Here is a 17719-nt window from a genome sequence, read left to right as displayed (position 1 = left end):
TGTCACTTCGACGGGGCCGCCAGGACGGCCTTGGCGGCCTGCCGGAGACTCCTGATCATGGGATTCAGGTCGCCCTTGCGGCTGACCAGGACGACCTGGCTGGGAGGAGCACCCTCGACCGGGACGGTGACGAGGTCGGGACGCAGTGAGCTGCGCCGATCGCCGACCGGCAGGACGGCGATCGCCCCGCCGCCCGCGACGAGTTCGAGCTTGTCCTCATAGTTCTCGACCGGCGGTACGCCGGAGCCGAGGATCCGGTACGAAGGCCAGTCCGCGGTCTCGAACGGGCACGGCGCCGCCTCCTCGTCGGCCAGTTCGTCCGCGGTCACCGACGCGCGGCCGGCCAGCGGATGGTCGCGGGGGACCACGAGCATCCGGGGCTCCTCGTACAGCGGAGTGGTGAGGACGGCGTCCGCGGCGAGGGGCAACGGGGTCCGCGCGATCAGGGCGTCGACGCGCTTGTCGGACAGCGCGCCGACGTCGCTGCAGCTCAGATGCCGGGTGGCGATCTCGGCTTCCGGGTGACGGTGACGCAGTTCCCGTACGGCGGCAGTGATCAGCAGGTCTTCGACGTAACCGATGGTGATGCGTTCGGTCCGGGCTTGTTCGCGTACGGCCAGTTCGGCCTCGCGGGCGGCCTGCAGCAGGGCGTGGGCCCGGGGGAGGAAGGTCTGGCCGGCCGGCGTGAGCCGGGTGCCCTGGGGGGTGCGGTCCAGCAGGCGGGTGCCGAGGTGTTTCTCGAGCCGTTGGATCTGGCGGCTCAGCGCCGGCTGGGCCACGTGCAGGTCGGCGGCGGCCCGGCCGAAGTGCTGGTGCGCCGCCACCACGGTGAAGTAGCGCACCAGCCGCAGTTCCAGGTCCTGTCCGAGATCGTTCACCCTTGCAGGGTACGTGTCATGCCGTTTCGGAATGACCGGTTGCCGAAGGGGTCTTGGACGGCCGGACCGTGCAGCGCCTTGACTGAAGGAGCAACGTTTCCCTGAGAAAGCGACAGGCGCGATGAAGGCGATCCAGTTCCACGAGGCGGGCGGGCCGGAAGTTCTGCGGTACGAAGAGGTGCCGGTCCCCGGGATCGGCCCGGGCGAGGTGCTCGTCCGGGTGCACGCGGTGGGCGTCAATCCCCCGGACTGGTACCTGCGTGAGGGGATGAAGGTCATGCCGGCCGAGATGCGGCCGGCGCTGGAGTTCCCCCTGATCCCCGGAACGGACATGTCGGGCGTGGTCGAGGCGGTCGCCCCGGACGTGCTCGGGTTCGCCGTCGGTGACGAGGTCTTCGGCATGCTGCGGTTCCCCGGTTTCGACGGCCGGACGTACGCCGAGTACGTGGCCGCTCCGGCCGCTGACCTGGCTCACAAGCCGGCCGGTATCGACCACGTCGAGGCGGCCGGTGCGCCGATGGCCCTGCTGACGGCCTGGCAGTACTTGGTCGATCTCGGCCACGACGTGCCGTCTCCCTTCACCGGCCAGGTGCACCGGCCGGTGCCGATCACGCCGGGGACGACCGTGCTGGTCAACGGGGCCGCCGGTGGAGTGGGGCACTTCGGGGTGCAGTTGGCGAAATGGAAGGGGGCGCACGTCATCGCGGTGGCCTCAGGCCGCCACGAGCAGTTCCTGCGCAAGCTCGGCGCCGATGAGTTCATCGACTACACCACGACCCGGGCCGCGGACGTGGTCAGCGGCGTCGACCTGGTGATCGACGCCGTCGGTGGCCCGGACAGCTCACGCTTCCTGACCGTACTCAAGCGCGGAGGCACCATGCTCCCGGTGTTCTTCGCCCAGTACGCTCCGGAGGAGACGGCCCGTCTGGACATCACCGTGTCGAACATTCAGGTCCGTTCCAACGGCCCCCAACTCGGCGAGATCGGGCGCCTGTTCGACGACGGCACACTCAAGGTCGCGGTGGACAGCACCTACCCACTGTCCGACGCGGTCAGCGCCCACACGCGGGCCGCGCAGGGCCACATCCAAGGCAAGATCGTGCTGACGGTGGCCTCGTGAACGCCGAACTCACTTGGACGGTGGAAGGGAATGCCATGATTCGGTCGCTCCTGCGACACCGCCGGGCCGCCTCGGGCCTTGCGGTCCCGGACAGGTGCACGCCCGACCGGCATGCCCTGGCCACCCGGCACCTGCTGTTCTACACACCCGTGACCAAGCTCGACGCGTTGGCGGCCGTCGCCGCGGGCGCGGACCCCGAGGCCCAGCACTGGCAGGGGAACCAGATGGATCAGGTCGTACCGGACGCCGACACCAGACGGACCCTGCTGGGCATGGGCCCCGGCGGCGCCACCCCCCGTTGGTTCGTCCGGTCCCATCCCGAACTGGCCGAGCCCTTCGAACCCAGCCCCGACATGCCCGAGTTCATGGTCTGCGTACGCCGCGACAGCGGGCGCTACGCCGGATACCTCGAACTCCACCACGACAGCGGTGAGATCGGCGGCAATCTCGCCCCCGACCACCGAGGCCAGGGCCTCGGGGCTGAACTGTTCCTGGCGGGCGCGGAGTTCGCCCACCACCACGCCGGTCTGCCGACGGTACGCGCGGGAACCGCGACGGAGAACCTCGCCTGCCGCCGCGCCCTGGAACGCGCCGGCTTCGCCCCGGCCCCCGGCCCGGCCCGCCACACCCTGCCCGACGGCCGCGAGCTGGACAGCGTCTGGTACGGGCACGAGGGGGCCGCGTCGACGTGCGCGGGCCGGGGCTGAGCGAAGAGGCCAGCAGGCGTTGAGCTGAGACACGACGCGGTTGCGACTTGGTGAACGACGGTGCACCGCACCGCGTGAGCTCTCAGGGTGTGACCATGGCCTTCGAACCGAGTCCGCGGTTACCGGGCTCACCACGGCGGGGCGACGGGTTCGCCGGTGGCTGCATCAGTTTGATCGTGCTGCTCACCGAGGTTCCGGTCGCCATTTTGCTGGTGCTGATGTTGAGCCTTCGTGGCTGGGGCGACGACGAGCAGGTCGGTGCACCCCAGATGGACTGGGTACCGGTGCTCTGGCTCGGTGGGTTCACCGTGGGTGTGCTCGCGGTCGCCGTCGCCTTCCTCCGCTTCGCACACCCCTACGCGGCAGCCGTCCAACTGGTCATCGCGGCCGTAGCGTTGCTCTTCACGATGACGGTCTGGCGCCACGAGTCCGAGCGTGCCCATCCGCCCCCGCTGCCGACGTGCCCTACGAGGGCGGGGACGCCCTGTACCCCGCCCGCCCCCGCCGACCGGTAGGGCCAACAGCTCAGAGCCCGGTCACCTTCCCGCTCGCCGAGATGTCGTAGACGAGGGTGAGCGTGCGGCGGCCGTTCGGGGGGAGGGTGATGTCCCAGCGGGCGATGCCCTCGGCGTCGACCGTGTCCGGAGCCGGGGAGCAGGCGGCCTTGCGGATCCGTACCTCCACCGCCGACACCTCGGAGACCGGGATGCGTTCCCGTACGGTCACCGTCTGCTCGCCCACCTCACCCGGGGCGGAGAAGCGGGAGAGGTGCACCCGGACCGTGCGGGTGACGGTGGTGCGCTGGGAGAGCGCGGACGAGTCACGGGACTCCTCCGTCTCGCGCAGCACCCGGTAGTCGTCGTGGCTGCCGAAGGACAGTTCCAGGGGCGCGCCGGGGGCGGTGAAGGCCAACGTCCCACGGCCGCCGAAGCCGCCCGCCCCGACCAGGTCCACCGGGCCTGCCAGCAGCGCGTGCCCCGCGGGGTTGTCGCAGCGGACGACGTGCGTGACGAGTGGGGACAGTTCGGGGGAGCAGACGTATTCGCTGCGTGCGACCGCGTCGGCCGCGGAGAGCGGGACGCGGTGGGCGCGGCCGTCGGCGGGGACGGAGACGGGGGCGGGGGAGCGCAGGACCTGGGTGCGGCCGCCGTCGTCCACCCCTGGCAGGCCGAGCACGGGGGCGGGCCCCAGCTCGGCGATCTCCTCCTCGCGCAGTTCGACGGCGACCGTGCGGCGCTCCGCGGGGGAGCGGTCGGTGAGCGTCAGCCGGTCCGGGGTGAGGCGCGGCGGTTCGGTGGCCAGCGCCGAGCGGGCCGTGGACAACGTCAGGCGTACGTCGGTCCAGTCCTCGCCGGTGCGCTGCCAGACCACGGCGTCGGTCTCCAGAGTGAGGCGGTCCCCGTCCAGCACGGCACGATAGGCGGGGCGCCACAGAGCGCAGGCGGTGAGGTGACTCAGCCGCATCCGCGCGGGTCCCGCGGCGGTGGCCGTCACGGTGAGTTCGACGTGGCCGACCAGTTCGGCCTGCCGCTGTTCCGCCAGCTCGATGGCGTGCTCCGCCTGATGCAGCTCGGAGACGAGGGCCGTGAGACGGGCCTCGACGGTCCGCACGTGCTCACCGTGCGCGTCACGCTCGTCGTCCACCCGGTCCAGTTCAGCTGTCCACCGTGCGGTGTCGGTCTCACCGTGACCGGCGCCTTCGCCGATCTCCCGCAGCAGGTCGGCGGCGAGACGGGAGAGCAGGTCGAGGCGGGCGCGCAGCCGGTCGCGCTGCCGTTCGAGCGCTGAGCGTTCTTCCTTGAGGGCGTGGACGCGCAGCCGCAGAGCGGAGTCGTCGGCGCCGGGCAGCGGTCCGCGCGGTGTCCAGGCGCGGACGATCCGGGCGTCGAGGACGGTCGCCTCGCCTTCGGCGGCGGTCACTTCGGCGTGGAGGGTCGGGTCGACCGCGAGAGCGCTGATCGGCCCGAGGCGCAGCCGCTGCACGCCGGCCTGGAGGTCGAGGGTGACGGACCGTTCGATCTGGGCCCGGTCCTCCAGGCAGGTGACGGCGGTGACGGGCAGCGGGATCGGGTCGAGGTCGGTGGACATGGTGTGTCAGCTCCTGCGGTTGCCGCCGACCAGGGCCTTCGCGGCCGGGATGCGGATCTCGTAGCCGCCGCTCCGGGTGGCGGTGCCTCCGGCGGGCAGGTCGACGCGCCAGACGCGGGTGCCGGGGTCGGGGTGGTCAGCGGATGCGGTGTCCTCGGGGACGGTCCAGTCGGCCTGTTCCTCGATGCGGATGTCCGCCTCCGTCGTGGTCGGGACCTGTTCACGGACTTCGACGGTGACGGGCTGGCCGAGAGTGTTGGCCAGTTCCACATGGACGCCGTGGGCGAGCACGGTGACGTTGTTGCGCAGCCCGGCCGTCGACTCCTTGAGGCTCGTACGACGGGTGACGCGGATGCTCTCGGCCGGCCCGAGGCCCATCCGGCGGGCGCCGCCCGGGGCGAGCGTGGGCAGCGCGGCACTCACCACGAAGTCATCGTCCACCCTGACTTCGACGGGACCGGCCAGGAGCGCCTGATCGGTGGCGTTCGACAGCACCAGCGCCGCGTACACCCGCTGCTCCACCGCCGGCACACAGACGTACTCGGTCCGCAGACCGACCGGGATCCGGCCGACGGTGACGGTGTGCCAGGTGCCGTCCGAGGGAACGTCGACGCGGGCGACGGCGTCGTAGCGGTGGTCGAAGGAGCCTGCCGACGTGCGGGGCCGCACGGCGTGTGCGGGCAGCGGCAGCGCGGCCACCGCCTCGGCGCGCCGGCGGTGCTCCACGGCCACCGGGTCGAAGGACGGGGCGGGGAACAGTCTTCCCCGGCGGGCCGCGGGCTCGTCGGGGCCGTTGAGGACGAGCGCGGTGTAGTCGAGTTCGGCGCTGCTGGGCTGCGGCGGGCCGACGGGTGGGGCGGGTGGTGCCGGCGGCGGGGCCATCACTGACTGGGGGGCCGCCGGTGCGGTCGCGAGGGCTGCCTGGGGCGCGCTGTGGAGGGCCACCCTCCGCGGCTGCGCCGCGGGTGCGGCCGCGACCGGTGCCGGCAGACCGCCAGGCGCTGCCGGGGCCGGGGCCGGGGGCCTGCCGCCGTACGCCGGACGGCCGGGTGGGACGGGAGCAGCGGACGGGGGTACGGGCGGGACGGCGGCGCCGTACGCGTCGGCGGCGACGGAGACCGGGGCGGAGGGCGGAGCCGGACGGGGCCCCGCGGCGTCGTACGCAGTGAAGAGATCGGCGAGCCCCGCGGGCGGTTCCCGCCAGCCGGACGGCTCGGGGGCGGGCTGGCGGCGGCCGATCCGCAGCGAGCGCAGGCGCGGCAGCTCCGTACCGCGCCCGAGGTCGGCGGTGGCCAGCGCGATCCGTACGCCGGACCAGTCCTCACCGGTGCGCTGGGCCACGGCGGCCCGCAGGACGAGGGTGCCGCTGTCGTCGGCCTGACGGCAGGTCAGGCGGTAGGCCGGCACCCACACGGCGCCCGGGACGCCGTACTCGATCTCCAGGTCCACCTCACCGGCTCCGCCGTCGAGGGTCACGGCCGCGCAGACCGTGGTGCGAACCGGCCCGGACGGTGCGGCGGTGGAAGCGCGTTGGCAGCGGTCCACGGCGACTGCGAGGTCGTGCTCGAGGCGGCGCAGCTCCTCCTCGGACTCGGCGAGGCGCTCGTGCAGGCGGGTGAGCCGCTCGTCGACGAAGTCCGCGAGCGTCAACCATGCCTCGGCAGGAGTACGGCGGTGGTGATCGGGATCATCGCGCTTGCGCGGCGGCGGAACCGGACGGAGCTCGGTGATCTCCCTGATCCGGTGCAGGAGCCGCTCGTGTCGCTCGCGGGCCGCGGCGCAGGCGTCCTCCAGCCGTTCCCTCTCCTGTCGCAGCTCGTCGGCGGAGTCCTCGTCGGCGGGCTCGGCCTCCACCTCGACGCGTACCGAGGTGACCCGTGCACCGGAGTCACCCGTGACCCGGGCCCGCACGGAACCCGGGTCCACCGTGCGGGGCAGCCCCGTCACCAGCACCCGGCCGCCGGGCGGAACCGTTCCCCGCGCCAGTCGGCTGCACAGCGCCCCCTGTGCGTAGACCACCACCGCGTCCAGAGCCGACGCCCACCGCGGCACCCCTTCGGACTTCATGCACCCATCCCCCCGTCATGTCCGTGCGGGCGAAGCCTAGCGCCCGTGCCGGGCGCCGAGTTGTGGCCGTGGGCCTGCGCGGGTGTCAGTCGGTGTCGCGCAGGGCGCCCCAGGTGTCGTGGGCCACCACTCCGTCGGCATCCAGGCCTTGGTCGCTCTGGAACGCCTCCACCGCGGCCTCGGTGCCGGTTCCGAACTCCCCGTCGACGCCTGTGCTCCCGACGCTGTACCCACGCTTGGTCAGCATGCACTGCACCTGTTGTACGCGTTTGCCGCTGTCACCGAGGCGGGTGCGTCCGTTGCCGCCGTAGTAGGTGCAGTCGGAGAGCCACGGGGCGGTGCCGGTGGACGCGGTGGGGGAGGGCGACGGGGTGGGGGACGCCGTGGAAGAGGGAGCGCCGTCGCCCGGTTCGGTGTCGGCGCCGGCGGAGGGCTGGGCCTCCGTCTGTGAAGTGGCCGTCGCCGCCCCGCCGTCGACGTCCTTTTCCGCGGCGCCGTCGACGTCCGGGTGGGTCAGGCGGCTGGTGCCCGAGGGGGCGGGGGCGGGCGTGCGGCCGCCGGGGAGGGTGGAGACGGTGGTGCCGGAGCGGGTGCCGGTTTCCGGAGCGTCGGCGGTCGCGGGCGGTTCCCCGGGGAGGCTCCAGTAGGTCGCCGCAGCCAGGACACAGGCCGAGAGGGAGGCGGCGGCGATCCATAACGCCCTTCTGCCGCGCGGGGAGGCAGCCCCGTCCTGGTCCGGTGGCGCCGACGGTGCCGGCCGCGGACCGGGTTCGACCGGCACCGGTCGCGCGACGGGGGACGGAACGGGGCTGGTGGCCCGCGCGGAAAGGGACCAGGCGGGGGAGGCCGGCGAGGACGGGCGGGTCAGGGTCGCCACGGGCAGGCGGCGCAGTGTCTCGTACGCCTGTTGCCGGGCCAGCAGGTTGACGCCCAGCGGCTCGGGCCAGGCGGCGGGCACCGTGCGTGCCGCGGCGGCGTCGATCAGTTCCTGCGGGGTGGGCCGCTCGGCGGGCTCCTTGGCCAGGCAGGCGGTCAGCAGGCGGCCGAGGTCCGGGTCCGCCGCCGTGATCTCGCCGAGCACCTCGGGATTCGCGTTCTCGTACACCACCCGGTGCATGACGTCGACGCCCGTGCCGTCGCCGAACGGCGCGCGCCCGGTGGCCGCGTAGATCAGGGTCCCGGCCAGCGAGAACACATCGGAGCGGATGTCGGAGCGGCCCTCCTTGAGGTGCTCGGGCGACATGTACGCGGGAGTGCCGACGCGGTTGCCCGTACCGGTGATGGCACTGGCGTCGGCGGCCTTGGAGACCCCGAAGTCGATCACATGGGCGCCGTGGACGGACAGCAGGACGTTGGACGGCTTGAGGTCCCGGTGGACGATGTCCTCGGCGCTGAGCCCTGCCAGGGCCTGCCCGAGGTCGGCCACCAGGCGCCAGACGGAGTCCGTCGTCAGGGGCGCGTCCTCGCGCACGGTCTCGGCCAGGTCGAAGCCGGGGATGTAGTCGGTCGCCATCCACAGCAGGTCGTCGTCGAAGCCCGTACCGCACAACCGGGGCGCGTACGGCATGCGCAGCCGGGCGTGCACCGCAGCTTCCCGTTCGAAGCGACGCCGGAATCTGGGGTCCTCCGCGTACTCCGGCCTGATCACTTTGACGGCGACCAGGCCGGGGCCGTCGTCCGCGGGGCGCGCCAGATAGACCCGTCCCATACCGCCGCTGCCGAGCAGTGCCACGGGCACCCAGGGGCCGACCCGTCGCGGGTCGCCGGGCCGCAGGGGCGAGGCACCGCTCTGCCGCAGCGCGGCACCCGCGTCGTCCGTAGCCTCCGGCCGTTGTCCCGACACACAATCCCCCGAAGTTGCTTTCGGCGTACGCCAGTTCGTATGTGGTGGAAGAGGAGGCTAACCCAGCCCGCGCGCGCGTTCAGCGAATCGACGACTTCGATGCCGCAGCCGTGTGTTTCGCGCTGACGGTCGCGTCTGGCGGGTCACCGCTCGCGGTCGAACCAGGCCGTCGACTCGGGCAGGAACAGCAGCACGACCACGGGCACCCCGAGCAGGAGCCGCACCGCCGCGTCGAGGAACAACCCGGGCGACGCTGCCTCGCCCAGGCGTGTGACGGTCGGCAGCACCATGAGCGTCATCAGCGCGAGGGTCGTCGTCCGTACCCCACCGCGTGCGCTTCCGTCGTAGGTGAGGCAGAGCGCCGCGCTGACCCACACCAGCAGCCAGGGCGCCATCATCTCGCCCTGACCGTAAGCGGTGAGCCGGTCGGAGAGCGCGAGCATCGACACGAGGCCGGCGAGGGCGAGCGTCAGCAGCAGGATCTGGACGGCTCGCAGTGGTGCGGGCATCGCGCGTTCACGCACGTCGGACATCGGCATCATCCCCCCAGGCGAAGATGACATCGTAATGGTCCGAACGTCACTTCGATCGCACGGCTGTTGGCGTGGGGGTTGAGCGTGCGCGTGGCCCTGCCGACGCGGTCAAGCAGGCTCGACCGCCGATACGGCCGTGACGGTCACCGTGTCGTCGCACTCGGCGAACTGCCCGTCGTCCAGGGCCACCTGGTGCGCCCCGGATCCCGGCAGACCGACGACCATCGTGGGGTACACCACGGGCGCCGAACCGGACACGCAGTATCCGTCGGCCTCTCCCTGCACCTGCACGAACGTCAGCTTCACCCACGCCCTGCCGCCGGGGGCCACCTTCACCGACGCCGCGGCCCCGGTCGGCTTGACGGTGAGCGGCACGTTCATCTCGGGAGAGCCGTTTCCGGCGCCGGCCACCGTGGGGTGTCCCGTGAGCACGCACGTCTGTCCGGACACGTTGGTGAACTCGACGACGGCTGCCCCGGTCCCCGTACCGGCCGGCCGCACGGCGGCCTGACGCGCGGTCGCCTCGAGACTGTCCGCGGAACAGGTCGCCGCCGAACCGGAAGGCGCGGGGGAACCGGAAACGGAGCCGGCGGGCTTCGGGGTGGCGGGTGCGGAGGGGGCCGCCGAGCTGACCGTCGCGGACGGGGTGGCGCCGCCGTCTCCGTTGTCCGCAACGGCCCCGTCAGGCTGGCATCCCGACATCGCCAGCGCCGCCGACGTCACGATGACCGCCATCGCCGAACCGCGCACCGCGTTCACGTACCGCATGCTGTCCCCCCGCATCCCAGTTGTCCGGAGCCGGCTCTTCGCCGCTTCCGTCGAACCAGACAGAACCCTGAAGCCGGTCAGTTCTGCCGCAGTCGGGCCTGTGACCCACTGGTGACGAGATGCGGTCATAACCACCGTGGTAACGCCCCGGGCTGGCCGGCGGTCGCTCCCGGCCAGAGGACCGACCGCGAAGCGCCGACCGCGCATAGCGGTGAGTGACCAATAAACTCCGCTGCGTGAAGATCGTGCAGCGGTGGCTGCTCTGGCTGATGCTGGTCTGCTACGTGCTGGCCGGCGTGTTCCCGGCTCCCGGCGAGAAGCTGCGGGGGCTGACGCTGCCGATCTCAGCGGGTGGCAGAGCCGTGACGGTGTCCATGGTGCTGTTGGCGGTGATGCTGTTCAGCGCCGGTCTGGGGGTGCGGGTCGCGGACCTGCGTGGTGTCGTCGCCCGGCCGGTGCGGCTGGTGCTCGGCATCGCCGCCAACGCCGTGCTTCCGCTGCTCGTGCTGCCCGCCGTCGCTCTCGGTCTGCGTGCGTGGCCCGATACGGCCGAGGCGGAGGGGTTGGTGGTCGGGCTGATGTTGGTGCTGGCGATGCCGATCGCGGGCGGTGCCGCCTCCTGGGGGCAGAACGCGGGCGCCAACGTCCCTTTGGTCGTGGCCATGGTGATGGGCTCCACGCTGCTCAGCCCGCTCACCATCCCGCTGGGGATGCAGCTGACCGGAGTCCTGGTCGGCCCTGACGGCGCGGGTGTCCTGGACGACACGAGCACGGTCGACCTCATCGCCCGGACGGGTGCCGGAGCGTTCGCGCTGGTGTCGGTGGTGGCGCCGTGTCTCGCCGGAATCGCCGTGCGGGCGGCGTTCGGCGAGACGCGTACGCGCCGACTCCTGCCCACGGTCAAGGCGGTCAACGTGCTGAACGTTCTGCTGCTCTGTTACCTGAACGCCGCGGGCGCCCTCGGGCAGGCCCTCGCCCACCCGGACCCGGACCTGCTGGTGCTCGCGCTCGGTCTGTCCGGTGCGGTGTGCTGCCTGGCCTTCGCCTGCGGTCGATGGATGTCCCGTTGGACGGGCGACGACCAGCCGGACCGGCTGTCCCTCACCTTCGCCACCGGCATGAACAACAGCAGTGCCGCCGCCGTGCTGGCCGCCGGCTGGTTCTCCCACCGCCCCGAGGTGCTGCTCCCGATCCTCTCCTACAGCCTGCTGCAGAAGCTGGTCGCGGGATCAGCGGGCAAGTCGCCCCGTCCCCGGCGGAAGCCGCCGTCCGTGGGGCCCGTACAGGGGCACGCCGTGTAAGGCCCGGCTGCCGGAAATCGCCGAGTCGAACAGGCGCGGGCCCACGGTCAGCCGTTGCAGGCGCAGCCCGCGGTGGTGCCGCAGCAGGTGTCCGCTCCGGCCCCCGCGCTCTTGCCGAGTGTGTCGGCGTCGGCCTTGACGACGTAGACCTCCCAGGGTTCCTGGCCCGGGCCGGTCACCCACGTCTTGTCCTGGACGGCGTAGCAGCAGGAGGTGTCGTTCTCCTCGAGGGTGGCCAGGCCCGCCTGCTGGAGTCGGGTGGTGGCGGCGGTGACCTGGTCGGTGCTGTCGACCTCGACGCCGAGGTGGTCCAGGCGGGTGTCCTCGCCGGCCTCGCCCTCGATCAGGACGAGCTTGAGCGGGGGCTCGGCGATGGCGAAGTTCGCGTAGCCGGGGCGGAGCTTGGCCGGCTCGGCGCCGAACAGCTTGGCGTAGAAGGCGATCGAGGCTTCGAGGTCGGCGACGCGCAGGGCCAGCTGGACACGGGACATGGCGGTCTCCCTTCCGGGTCTTGTTTTGACGTTCATCGATACAGGGAGCTTGCTCCTTGATTAGACAGCTGTCAACATAGACGCATGTCGAATATGGAGCTGACGGTGCTCGGCCAGGACGCGGAGGCGGGCGCGTGCTGCTCGCCGATGGTCCGTGAGGCGCTCGACGGGGAAGCCGCCGTCGAACTGGCGAAGATGTTCAAGGCGCTGGCGGACCCGGTGCGGCTGCGACTGCTGTCGCTGATCGCCTCCCATGACGGCGGCGAGGCGTGCGTCTGCGACCTGACCGGCCCGTTCGATGTCTCCCAGCCGACCATCTCCCACCACCTCAAGGTGCTGCGCGAGGCCGGACTGGTCGGCTGCGAACGGCGCGGTACCTGGGTCTACTACTGGGTCCTGCCCGCCGCCCTGGCCCGACTCTCCGCCCTGCTGCAGGCCCCGGCCGACGCGAGTGCGGGAGCGACGGGATGACCCCGGCAGCGGCCACGGAGTCCGGCCTCGGCGCGCTCATCGCACTGCCCGCCCCGGCCGCCGCCCCGCATGGGTGCCGCCTACCGGTTCACCTCAAGGACGGCCTTCGCCGTCCTGGCGTGACGGTCGGGCGGGCCTTCACCGCCAACCATCCCGCCCGCCCCCGAAGGACACCATCCCCGTGACCACTCCCGCGCAGCCCTCCGTGCTGTTCGTCTGCGTACACAACGCCGGCCGCTCCCAGATGGCCGCCGCCTTCCTCACCCACCTAGCCGGCGACCGCGTGCAGGTGCGCTCCGCGGGCTCCGCCCCGGCCGACACCGTGAACCCGGCCGTCGTCGAGGCCATGGCCGAGGTCGGCATCGACATCTCCGCCGAGGTCCCCAAGGTCCTCACCACCGAGGCGGTCCGGTCCTCCGACGTCGTCATCACCATGGGCTGCGGCGACGCCTGCCCCTACTTCCCCGGCAAGCGGTACCTGGACTGGCAGCTGGACGACCCGGCCGGCCAGGGCACGGGCGCCGTCCGCCCCATCCGCGACCAGATCGAGCAGCGGATCCGCGGCCTGCTCGCCGAGCTCGACATCGAGGCCGCATCGTGACCGGCGCCGCGGTGACCGTCACCGCGATGCTCCCCGAGCACGCCGACCAGGTCCTGGCGATCTACCAGGCCGGGATCGACGACGGCGACGCCACCTTCGAGGAAACCGCCCCCACCTGGGAGGTCTTCGACGCCACCCGGCTCGCCGAGCACCGTCTCGCCGCCCTCGACGGCGACGGCCGGGTGCTCGGCTGGGCCGCCGCGGTCCCGGTCTCCGACCGCTGCGCGTACGCCGGGGTGGTCGAGCACTCCGTCTACGTCGATCCCGGCGCCCGAGGGCGCGGCGTCGGCCTCGCCCTGCTCCAGGCACTGCTGGCGTCCACGGACGCGGCCGGGATCTGGACCGTCCAGTCCGGCATCTTCCCGGAGAACGCCGCCAGCCTCGCCCTGCACAGGAAGGCCGGCTTCCGCGTCGTCGGCACCCGCGAACGCCTCGGCCGGCACCACGGTCGCTGGCGCGACGTCGTCCTCGTCGAGCGCCGCAGCCCCGCCGTGCCCTGACCCGGACCTGCAGGGCCTGGTCAGAGTCGTACGGCCGTGCGGACCAGGCCGGCCAGGGTGAGCGAGCGGCTGTGGGCGGGCCAGGCGATGTGGGTCACCACGGGTGGCGCGTCGGTCAGCGGCACCGCCGTGTGCTCGGCCCACAGCCAGGAGCGGGCGGAGTCGGGGACGATCGCCACGGTGCGTCCGAGGGCGATGAGCTGGGCCAGCTGTGTCTGGTTGTGGATCTCGGGGCCAGGGCCGGGTGCGTAGGCGCCGCGGGTGGGCCAGCGGGCGAGCGGCAGCCCGGGGATGTCCCCGACATCGGCCAGGGACAAGGTCGCGTGGGCGGCGAGGGGGTGCCCGGCAGGCAGGACGGCGACCTGCCCCTCGGTCGCGAGGGGCTCGCTGTCGAACCCGGCGAGGGAGTTCCACGGCGTGTGCATGAGCGCGGCATCGGCGCGTCCGTCGCGCAGCAGTTCTTCCTGCTCGTTGATGCTGCACGGCACCACTTCGACCTCGGCGCTGTCCGGCTCGGCCGCGTAGGCGTCGAGGAGTTTCTGCAGCAGTTCGTGGGACGCGGCGGCCTTCACCGCGAGGACCAGTCGGTTGCGGGGACTGTCGGCACCGCCGGCGCGCCGGGTGCGGCGGGCGGCGGCCGCGGTCGCGTCGAGGGCCGCACGGCCCTCCTGCAGCAGCACCTCTCCGGCATCGGTCAGGCGGACACCGCGACGGTTGCGCTCCAGCAGGCAGACCCCGAGGCGCCGTTCGAGCTGCTGGATCGCCCGCGACAGCGGCGGCTGGGCCATGCCGAGGCGCTCGGCGGCGCGCCCGAAGTGCAGTTCCTCGGCGACGGCCACGAAGTATCTCAACTCGCGGGTTTCCAGGGTGTCCACGGCCGCAGCATACGCGGTGATACCTGGTGGGTATGACAGGTCACCGTATCGGTGTTGGCCGCTCCGGCCGCCCGAGGGCCACCCTGATCAGCATGAGCGAAACGAAGACCGCGCTGGTGACCGGCGCGAACAAGGGCATCGGGTACGAGATCGCGGCCGGGCTGGGCGGCCTCGGGTACCGCGTGGGCGTGGGAGCCCGCGACGAGAGCCGGCGCGAAACCGCTGTCGGGAAGCTGCGTGCCCAGGGAGTGGACGCGTTCGGGGTGCCGCTGGACGTGACCGACGACCGGAGCGTGACCGACGCCGCGGCACTGGTCGAACGGCTGGCCGGGCGCCTGGACGCCCTGGTCAACAATGCCGGTGTCGCGGGCGAGATGGGCCCGGGGTGGGATCAGGACCCGACCACGCTCGATCTGGAAGTGCTCCGCACGGTCGTGGACACCAACGTCATGGGTGTCGTCCGGGTGACCAACGCGATGCTGCCGCTGCTGCGGCGCTCGGCCTCGCCGCGCATCGTCAACATCTCCAGCAGCGTCGGCTCCCTGACCCGGCAGGCGGACCCCGCCACCGAGATCGGCCCGATCATGGCGGCCTACGCGCCGTCGAAGTCCTTCCTCAACGCCCTCACCGTCCAGTACGCCCGCCAGTTCACCGGGACGAACATCCTGATCAACGCCGCCTGTCCGGGCCTGGTCGCCACCGACTTCAACGGATTCCACGGCCCCCGCACCCCCGAACAGGGCGCGGCCACGGCGATCCGGCTCGCCACACTGCCCGACGGCGGCCCGACGGGTTCGTTCTTCGAGGACGACGGCGTCGTCCCCTGGTGATCACGAACGCGTCAGCTTGCGCGTGGTGAAGCCACGGCGACGGTATCGGTCCACAGCGGCGTCAAGGTCCAGGACGGCGATCACCGGCGCGACGCCGGTGAAGGCCACTTCTGACATCTGGTCAGTCTCGCACGCGGTGCCTCAGCCCCGGGAGTTCGGGGACGGCTATGCCGGTGCGACAGGTTCTGGGAGGATTTCGGTCGAATCAGGTGTTCCGTCGCAACGGGGAGTCCGTCATGCAAGCCTCACTCCGGCTCTTCGCGGTCCCGCTGTCCGCAGTCCTCCTCGCCGGGTGCGGCAGCTCCAACGGCTCCGGTGACGCCGGTGGTTCGTCCAGGACTCCGACGAGCACCGTATCGGCGGGGATCCCGGGCTGCGTACCGCAGTGCCTCTCAGGCGGTTCGGATCCCGGGACTCTGCCTGCGGGTTCGCACCGGACGTCCCACTTTCTCAACGGGCAGCTGACGGTGGCCCTCACAGGTCGGTGGGAGAGCCATGAGGACCAGCCCGTCGAGTTCTCCGTGGCGCCGGAGGGCAGTTGGGATCTGCACCGGGTCCTGTTCTGGTCCGACCTGATCCCGGTGGACAAGGATCGCAAACGTGCCGCAGGAGTGGCCAGTACCGCATCGGACCTGGTGGCCTGGCTCGGAACCCGGCCGAACCTCCAGGTCTCCACACCCCGGAGCGGCAGGATCGGCACGGCCGCTCTGCCGGCGAAGGTCGTCGACATCGCGATCTCCGGCACGGCGGTCAACGAGGCCGCCGACTGCCCGACGCGGGCCTGTGCGGACTTCTTGACCTGGCCGAATGCCGGCGACAACGTCTATGGCATCGCGGAGCCCGCAGTGCTGCGGCTCTATCTGTCCGACGTCGCGTACGGAGGAAGGAATCATCTGCTCGCCGCCGGGATCGAAGGGCAGGACCGGGCCGACCTCAAGGACTTCCTCCCCGAAGCGGAGCGCCTCATCGCCAGTGCCGACGCCCCGCTCAGCCCGGCGCCCTGAGTTCTCACCCCCTGCCGGTCGCCAGACCGGCTCCCGCCGCCTTGGTGGCAGCGCTCTTCGTCAACCGGTACCAGGGGTGGTGCGGGGGTACAGCGTGCGCAGGCCCTCGTTCAAGGCGTACGGCAACGCCGAGCCGTGGGTCTGCCGGGGGTACAGGCGGCAGGTGAGCTCCAGGGACGGGTAGTTGCGCAGTCGCAGCACCTGCGCCATGCGGGTCGTCGACCCGACGATGTCGGCGGCGGCCAGATAGGGATCGGTCAGCTCCGCCTCACCCGCGCCCAGGAACAGCTTCGCCGCCAGGTCGTCGTGGGTCGCGGCGTACTCGGCCTCCAGCGTGAACAGCAGATCCTCACATCCGCTGAGGGCAGGGCTGCAGGCCAGACAGCGGCCGAAGGCCGCTGGACGGGACAGCAGGGCGAAGCCGACGAAGTGTCCGCCGCCGGAGAATCCCACGAGACCGTGGTCGTCGTCGAACCGGAACTCGCGCGCCAACCGCGGGCGCAACTCGTCCACCAGGAACGACAGAAATGCCTCGGCGCCGCCCCCCGTCGGTATCTCGCCGGTCTGTGCCTCCATGTGCGCGCCGCCGGGTCCCGCGTTGACCCATCTCGGCCTCGGATAGAAGTCGTGTGTCCGACGGGCGCCGAACTCGGCGGGATCACTCTCGTCAGGAGCGCCGATGCCGATCACGATGAGCTCGGCGACCTCCTGCACGGTGTGGAGCCAGTTCAACAGGCCGACGATCAGCGGGAAGCTGAGGGAGGCGTCGGTCACCCACAGGACGGGGTAGCCGCGTTCATCGTGCTCGTACGACGGGGGCAGCGCGATGTGCACATCATGCGGCCAGGGCGCGTCGGTCCCCTGCGTCCGTCGGGTGGGCAGAACCTCATACGTGTGACGGGGCGGGGACACGACTTCCTCCTGCTGGTCGGCGCTGGCATGCGGGTGTCCCAGGAGGCGCCGGTGCGTCACGTACCGGGGGTGTCATGCGGGGCTGCGAGCGGGGGGTGGTCGAGTACACGGGGTTTGTACTCGACCAGCTGGGTGCGGCCGTCGAAGGTGCGGTGGTCGGTCATCTCGAGGGCCACGTCCGGATAGCCGTCGTAGATGCGTTCGTCGCCCGTGGCGCCGGTGATCACGGGGAACATGACGACGCGGAAGCGGTCGACGAGTCCGGCTCGGAGTAGGGAGCGGGACAGGCTGAGGCTGCCGATCGTGCTGAGGAGCCCGGAGCCGGTCGACTTCATGGCTCGGACCGCCTCGACGGCGTCGTCGCGGATGAGCGTGGAGTTGGCCCACGTCAGTGGCTCTTCGAGGGTGGAGGAGAACACCACCTTGGCTGCTCGCGTGAGTTGGTCGACGGAGGCTTCTTCCTCGGGCCTGAACTCGTCCTGGCCGGCGGGGATCTCGCCTGCGGCGAAGCCCGACATCAGGCGGTAGGTTTTCGCTCCCATCAGGTAGGTGACCTCGGGCTGCTCACCGAGCCACGCGAGGTACTCCGGGCCCTCCAGGCCCCAGAAGCCGGGCCAGCCCTCGCCCGAGGCGTAGCCGTCGAGGGAGGTGATGAAGTCGACGAGAAGCTCCGGCATGACAGCGTCCTTTCCTGGGTGTCACGAGCTTGGACTGTCCGGGAGCCGCGAAC

General features: G+C 71.9%; 19 protein-coding genes. 9 read left to right on the top strand and 10 right to left on the bottom strand.

Going from position 1 to position 17719, the window contains the following annotated elements; translation table 11 throughout:
* Positions 1-2: 2 nt before the first annotated feature.
* Positions 3-878 (bottom strand): LysR family transcriptional regulator, encoded by an 876-nt coding sequence (locus tag ACFUO4_RS02280; protein WP_383478978.1) that lies wholly within the window; start codon positions 876-878, stop codon positions 3-5.
* A gap of 121 nt (positions 879-999) precedes the next feature.
* Between ACFUO4_RS02280 and ACFUO4_RS02275 the strand changes: the two genes are divergently transcribed.
* From ACFUO4_RS02275 to ACFUO4_RS02265, 3 genes are all read left to right on the top strand, one after another.
* On the top strand, positions 1000-1998 hold the full coding sequence (locus ACFUO4_RS02275) for an NADP-dependent oxidoreductase (protein WP_383478975.1): 999 nt from the start codon (positions 1000-1002) through the stop codon (positions 1996-1998).
* A gap of 35 nt (positions 1999-2033) precedes the next feature.
* Positions 2034-2705: a GNAT family N-acetyltransferase gene (locus ACFUO4_RS02270; protein WP_383478972.1), complete on the top strand. Its 672-nt coding sequence runs from the start codon at positions 2034-2036 to the stop codon at positions 2703-2705.
* A gap of 95 nt (positions 2706-2800) precedes the next feature.
* Complete coding sequence (locus ACFUO4_RS02265) at positions 2801-3220, top strand: DUF6234 family protein (protein ID WP_383478969.1); 420 nt, start codon at positions 2801-2803, stop codon at positions 3218-3220.
* A 10-nt stretch (positions 3221-3230) separates the two neighbouring features.
* Here ACFUO4_RS02265 and ACFUO4_RS02260 read toward each other — a convergent pair whose 3' ends face one another.
* From ACFUO4_RS02260 to ACFUO4_RS02240, 5 genes are all read right to left on the bottom strand, one after another.
* Positions 3231-4793: a mucoidy inhibitor MuiA family protein gene (locus ACFUO4_RS02260; RefSeq protein ID WP_383478966.1), complete on the bottom strand. Its 1563-nt coding sequence runs from the start codon at positions 4791-4793 to the stop codon at positions 3231-3233.
* 6 nt (positions 4794-4799) lie between these two features.
* On the bottom strand, positions 4800-6860 hold the full coding sequence (locus ACFUO4_RS02255) for a DUF4139 domain-containing protein (protein ID WP_383478963.1): 2061 nt from the start codon (positions 6858-6860) through the stop codon (positions 4800-4802).
* 85 nt (positions 6861-6945) lie between these two features.
* Positions 6946-8703, bottom strand: coding sequence for a protein kinase (locus ACFUO4_RS02250; protein ID WP_383478960.1), 1758 nt, complete (start codon positions 8701-8703; stop codon positions 6946-6948).
* 143 nt (positions 8704-8846) lie between these two features.
* The gene (locus tag ACFUO4_RS02245; RefSeq protein WP_383478957.1) at positions 8847-9236 is read right to left on the bottom strand and encodes a hypothetical protein; all 390 of its coding nucleotides are present in this window, start codon (positions 9234-9236) and stop codon (positions 8847-8849) included.
* A 108-nt stretch (positions 9237-9344) separates the two neighbouring features.
* Positions 9345-10004 carry a DUF4232 domain-containing protein gene (locus tag ACFUO4_RS02240; protein ID WP_383478954.1) on the bottom strand — a complete coding sequence of 220 codons (660 nt, stop codon included), beginning with the start codon at positions 10002-10004 and terminating at the stop codon, positions 9345-9347.
* A gap of 236 nt (positions 10005-10240) precedes the next feature.
* Here ACFUO4_RS02240 and ACFUO4_RS02235 point away from each other — a divergent pair, with 236 nt between their 5' ends.
* Positions 10241-11305 carry a bile acid:sodium symporter family protein gene (locus ACFUO4_RS02235; protein WP_383478951.1) on the top strand — a complete coding sequence of 355 codons (1065 nt, stop codon included), beginning with the start codon at positions 10241-10243 and terminating at the stop codon, positions 11303-11305.
* A 47-nt stretch (positions 11306-11352) separates the two neighbouring features.
* Here ACFUO4_RS02235 and ACFUO4_RS02230 read toward each other — a convergent pair whose 3' ends face one another.
* Positions 11353-11796, bottom strand: coding sequence for an ArsI/CadI family heavy metal resistance metalloenzyme (locus tag ACFUO4_RS02230; protein WP_383478948.1), 444 nt, complete (start codon positions 11794-11796; stop codon positions 11353-11355).
* Positions 11797-11880: 84 nt separating this feature from the next.
* On the opposite strand from ACFUO4_RS02230, the gene ACFUO4_RS02225 reads away from it, so the two are divergent.
* The 3 genes from ACFUO4_RS02225 to ACFUO4_RS02215 all read left to right on the top strand — a co-directional run bounded on the left by ACFUO4_RS02225 (position 11881) and on the right by ACFUO4_RS02215 (position 13368).
* On the top strand, positions 11881-12267 hold the full coding sequence (locus ACFUO4_RS02225) for an ArsR/SmtB family transcription factor (RefSeq protein ID WP_383478945.1): 387 nt from the start codon (positions 11881-11883) through the stop codon (positions 12265-12267).
* A gap of 181 nt (positions 12268-12448) precedes the next feature.
* Positions 12449-12868 carry an arsenate reductase ArsC gene (locus ACFUO4_RS02220; protein ID WP_383478942.1) on the top strand — a complete coding sequence of 140 codons (420 nt, stop codon included), beginning with the start codon at positions 12449-12451 and terminating at the stop codon, positions 12866-12868.
* Positions 12869-12894: 26 nt separating this feature from the next.
* Positions 12895-13368 (top strand): GNAT family N-acetyltransferase, encoded by a 474-nt coding sequence (locus tag ACFUO4_RS02215; protein ID WP_383482225.1) that lies wholly within the window; start codon positions 12895-12897, stop codon positions 13366-13368.
* Between the two features lie 20 nt (positions 13369-13388).
* On the opposite strand, the gene ACFUO4_RS02210 is transcribed toward ACFUO4_RS02215, so the two are convergent.
* On the bottom strand, positions 13389-14243 hold the full coding sequence (locus ACFUO4_RS02210) for a LysR family transcriptional regulator (RefSeq protein WP_079311579.1): 855 nt from the start codon (positions 14241-14243) through the stop codon (positions 13389-13391).
* A gap of 92 nt (positions 14244-14335) precedes the next feature.
* Between ACFUO4_RS02210 and ACFUO4_RS02205 the strand changes: the two genes are divergently transcribed.
* A complete protein-coding gene (locus tag ACFUO4_RS02205; protein ID WP_383478939.1) occupies positions 14336-15073 on the top strand; it encodes an SDR family oxidoreductase in 738 nt (245 codons plus the stop codon).
* 467 nt (positions 15074-15540) lie between these two features.
* Positions 15541-16077, top strand: coding sequence for a hypothetical protein (locus tag ACFUO4_RS02200; protein ID WP_383478936.1), 537 nt, complete (start codon positions 15541-15543; stop codon positions 16075-16077).
* Between the two features lie 60 nt (positions 16078-16137).
* Here the strand turns inward: ACFUO4_RS02200 and ACFUO4_RS02195 are convergent, their stop codons facing one another.
* A complete protein-coding gene (locus ACFUO4_RS02195) occupies positions 16138-16989 on the bottom strand; it encodes an alpha/beta hydrolase (RefSeq protein WP_383478933.1) in 852 nt (283 codons plus the stop codon).
* A gap of 56 nt (positions 16990-17045) precedes the next feature.
* Positions 17046-17666 carry a dihydrofolate reductase family protein gene (locus ACFUO4_RS02190; protein WP_383478930.1) on the bottom strand — a complete coding sequence of 207 codons (621 nt, stop codon included), beginning with the start codon at positions 17664-17666 and terminating at the stop codon, positions 17046-17048.
* Positions 17667-17719 lie beyond the last annotated feature (53 nt).

This window comes from Streptomyces sp. NPDC057280 (assembly GCF_042668605.1).
GTDB lineage: Bacteria > Actinomycetota > Actinomycetes > Streptomycetales > Streptomycetaceae > Streptomyces.
The sequence above is the reverse complement of the archived record's forward strand: the minus strand, read 5'-3'. Positions and strand labels throughout refer to the sequence as shown.

Excerpts from the sequence above, each read along its gene's own strand:
- ACFUO4_RS02275 (WP_383478975.1), top strand. The coding sequence starts at position 1,000 with ATGAAGGCGATCCAGTTCCACGAGGCGGGCGGGCCGGAAGTTCTGCGG.
- ACFUO4_RS02270 (WP_383478972.1), top strand. The coding sequence starts at position 2,034 with ATGATTCGGTCGCTCCTGCGACACCGCCGGGCCGCCTCGGGCCTTGCG.
- ACFUO4_RS02265 (WP_383478969.1), top strand. The coding sequence starts at position 2,801 with ATGGCCTTCGAACCGAGTCCGCGGTTACCGGGCTCACCACGGCGGGGC.
- ACFUO4_RS02260 (WP_383478966.1), bottom strand. The coding sequence starts at position 4,793 with ATGTCCACCGACCTCGACCCGATCCCGCTGCCCGTCACCGCCGTCACC.
- ACFUO4_RS02255 (WP_383478963.1), bottom strand. The coding sequence starts at position 6,860 with ATGAAGTCCGAAGGGGTGCCGCGGTGGGCGTCGGCTCTGGACGCGGTG.
- ACFUO4_RS02245 (WP_383478957.1), bottom strand. The coding sequence starts at position 9,236 with ATGTCCGACGTGCGTGAACGCGCGATGCCCGCACCACTGCGAGCCGTC.
- ACFUO4_RS02240 (WP_383478954.1), bottom strand. The coding sequence starts at position 10,004 with ATGCGGTACGTGAACGCGGTGCGCGGTTCGGCGATGGCGGTCATCGTG.
- ACFUO4_RS02230 (WP_383478948.1), bottom strand. The coding sequence starts at position 11,796 with ATGTCCCGTGTCCAGCTGGCCCTGCGCGTCGCCGACCTCGAAGCCTCG.
- ACFUO4_RS02225 (WP_383478945.1), top strand. The coding sequence starts at position 11,881 with ATGTCGAATATGGAGCTGACGGTGCTCGGCCAGGACGCGGAGGCGGGC.
- ACFUO4_RS02215 (WP_383482225.1), top strand. The coding sequence starts at position 12,895 with ATGCTCCCCGAGCACGCCGACCAGGTCCTGGCGATCTACCAGGCCGGG.
- ACFUO4_RS02205 (WP_383478939.1), top strand. The coding sequence starts at position 14,336 with ATGAGCGAAACGAAGACCGCGCTGGTGACCGGCGCGAACAAGGGCATC.
- ACFUO4_RS02190 (WP_383478930.1), bottom strand. The coding sequence starts at position 17,666 with ATGCCGGAGCTTCTCGTCGACTTCATCACCTCCCTCGACGGCTACGCC.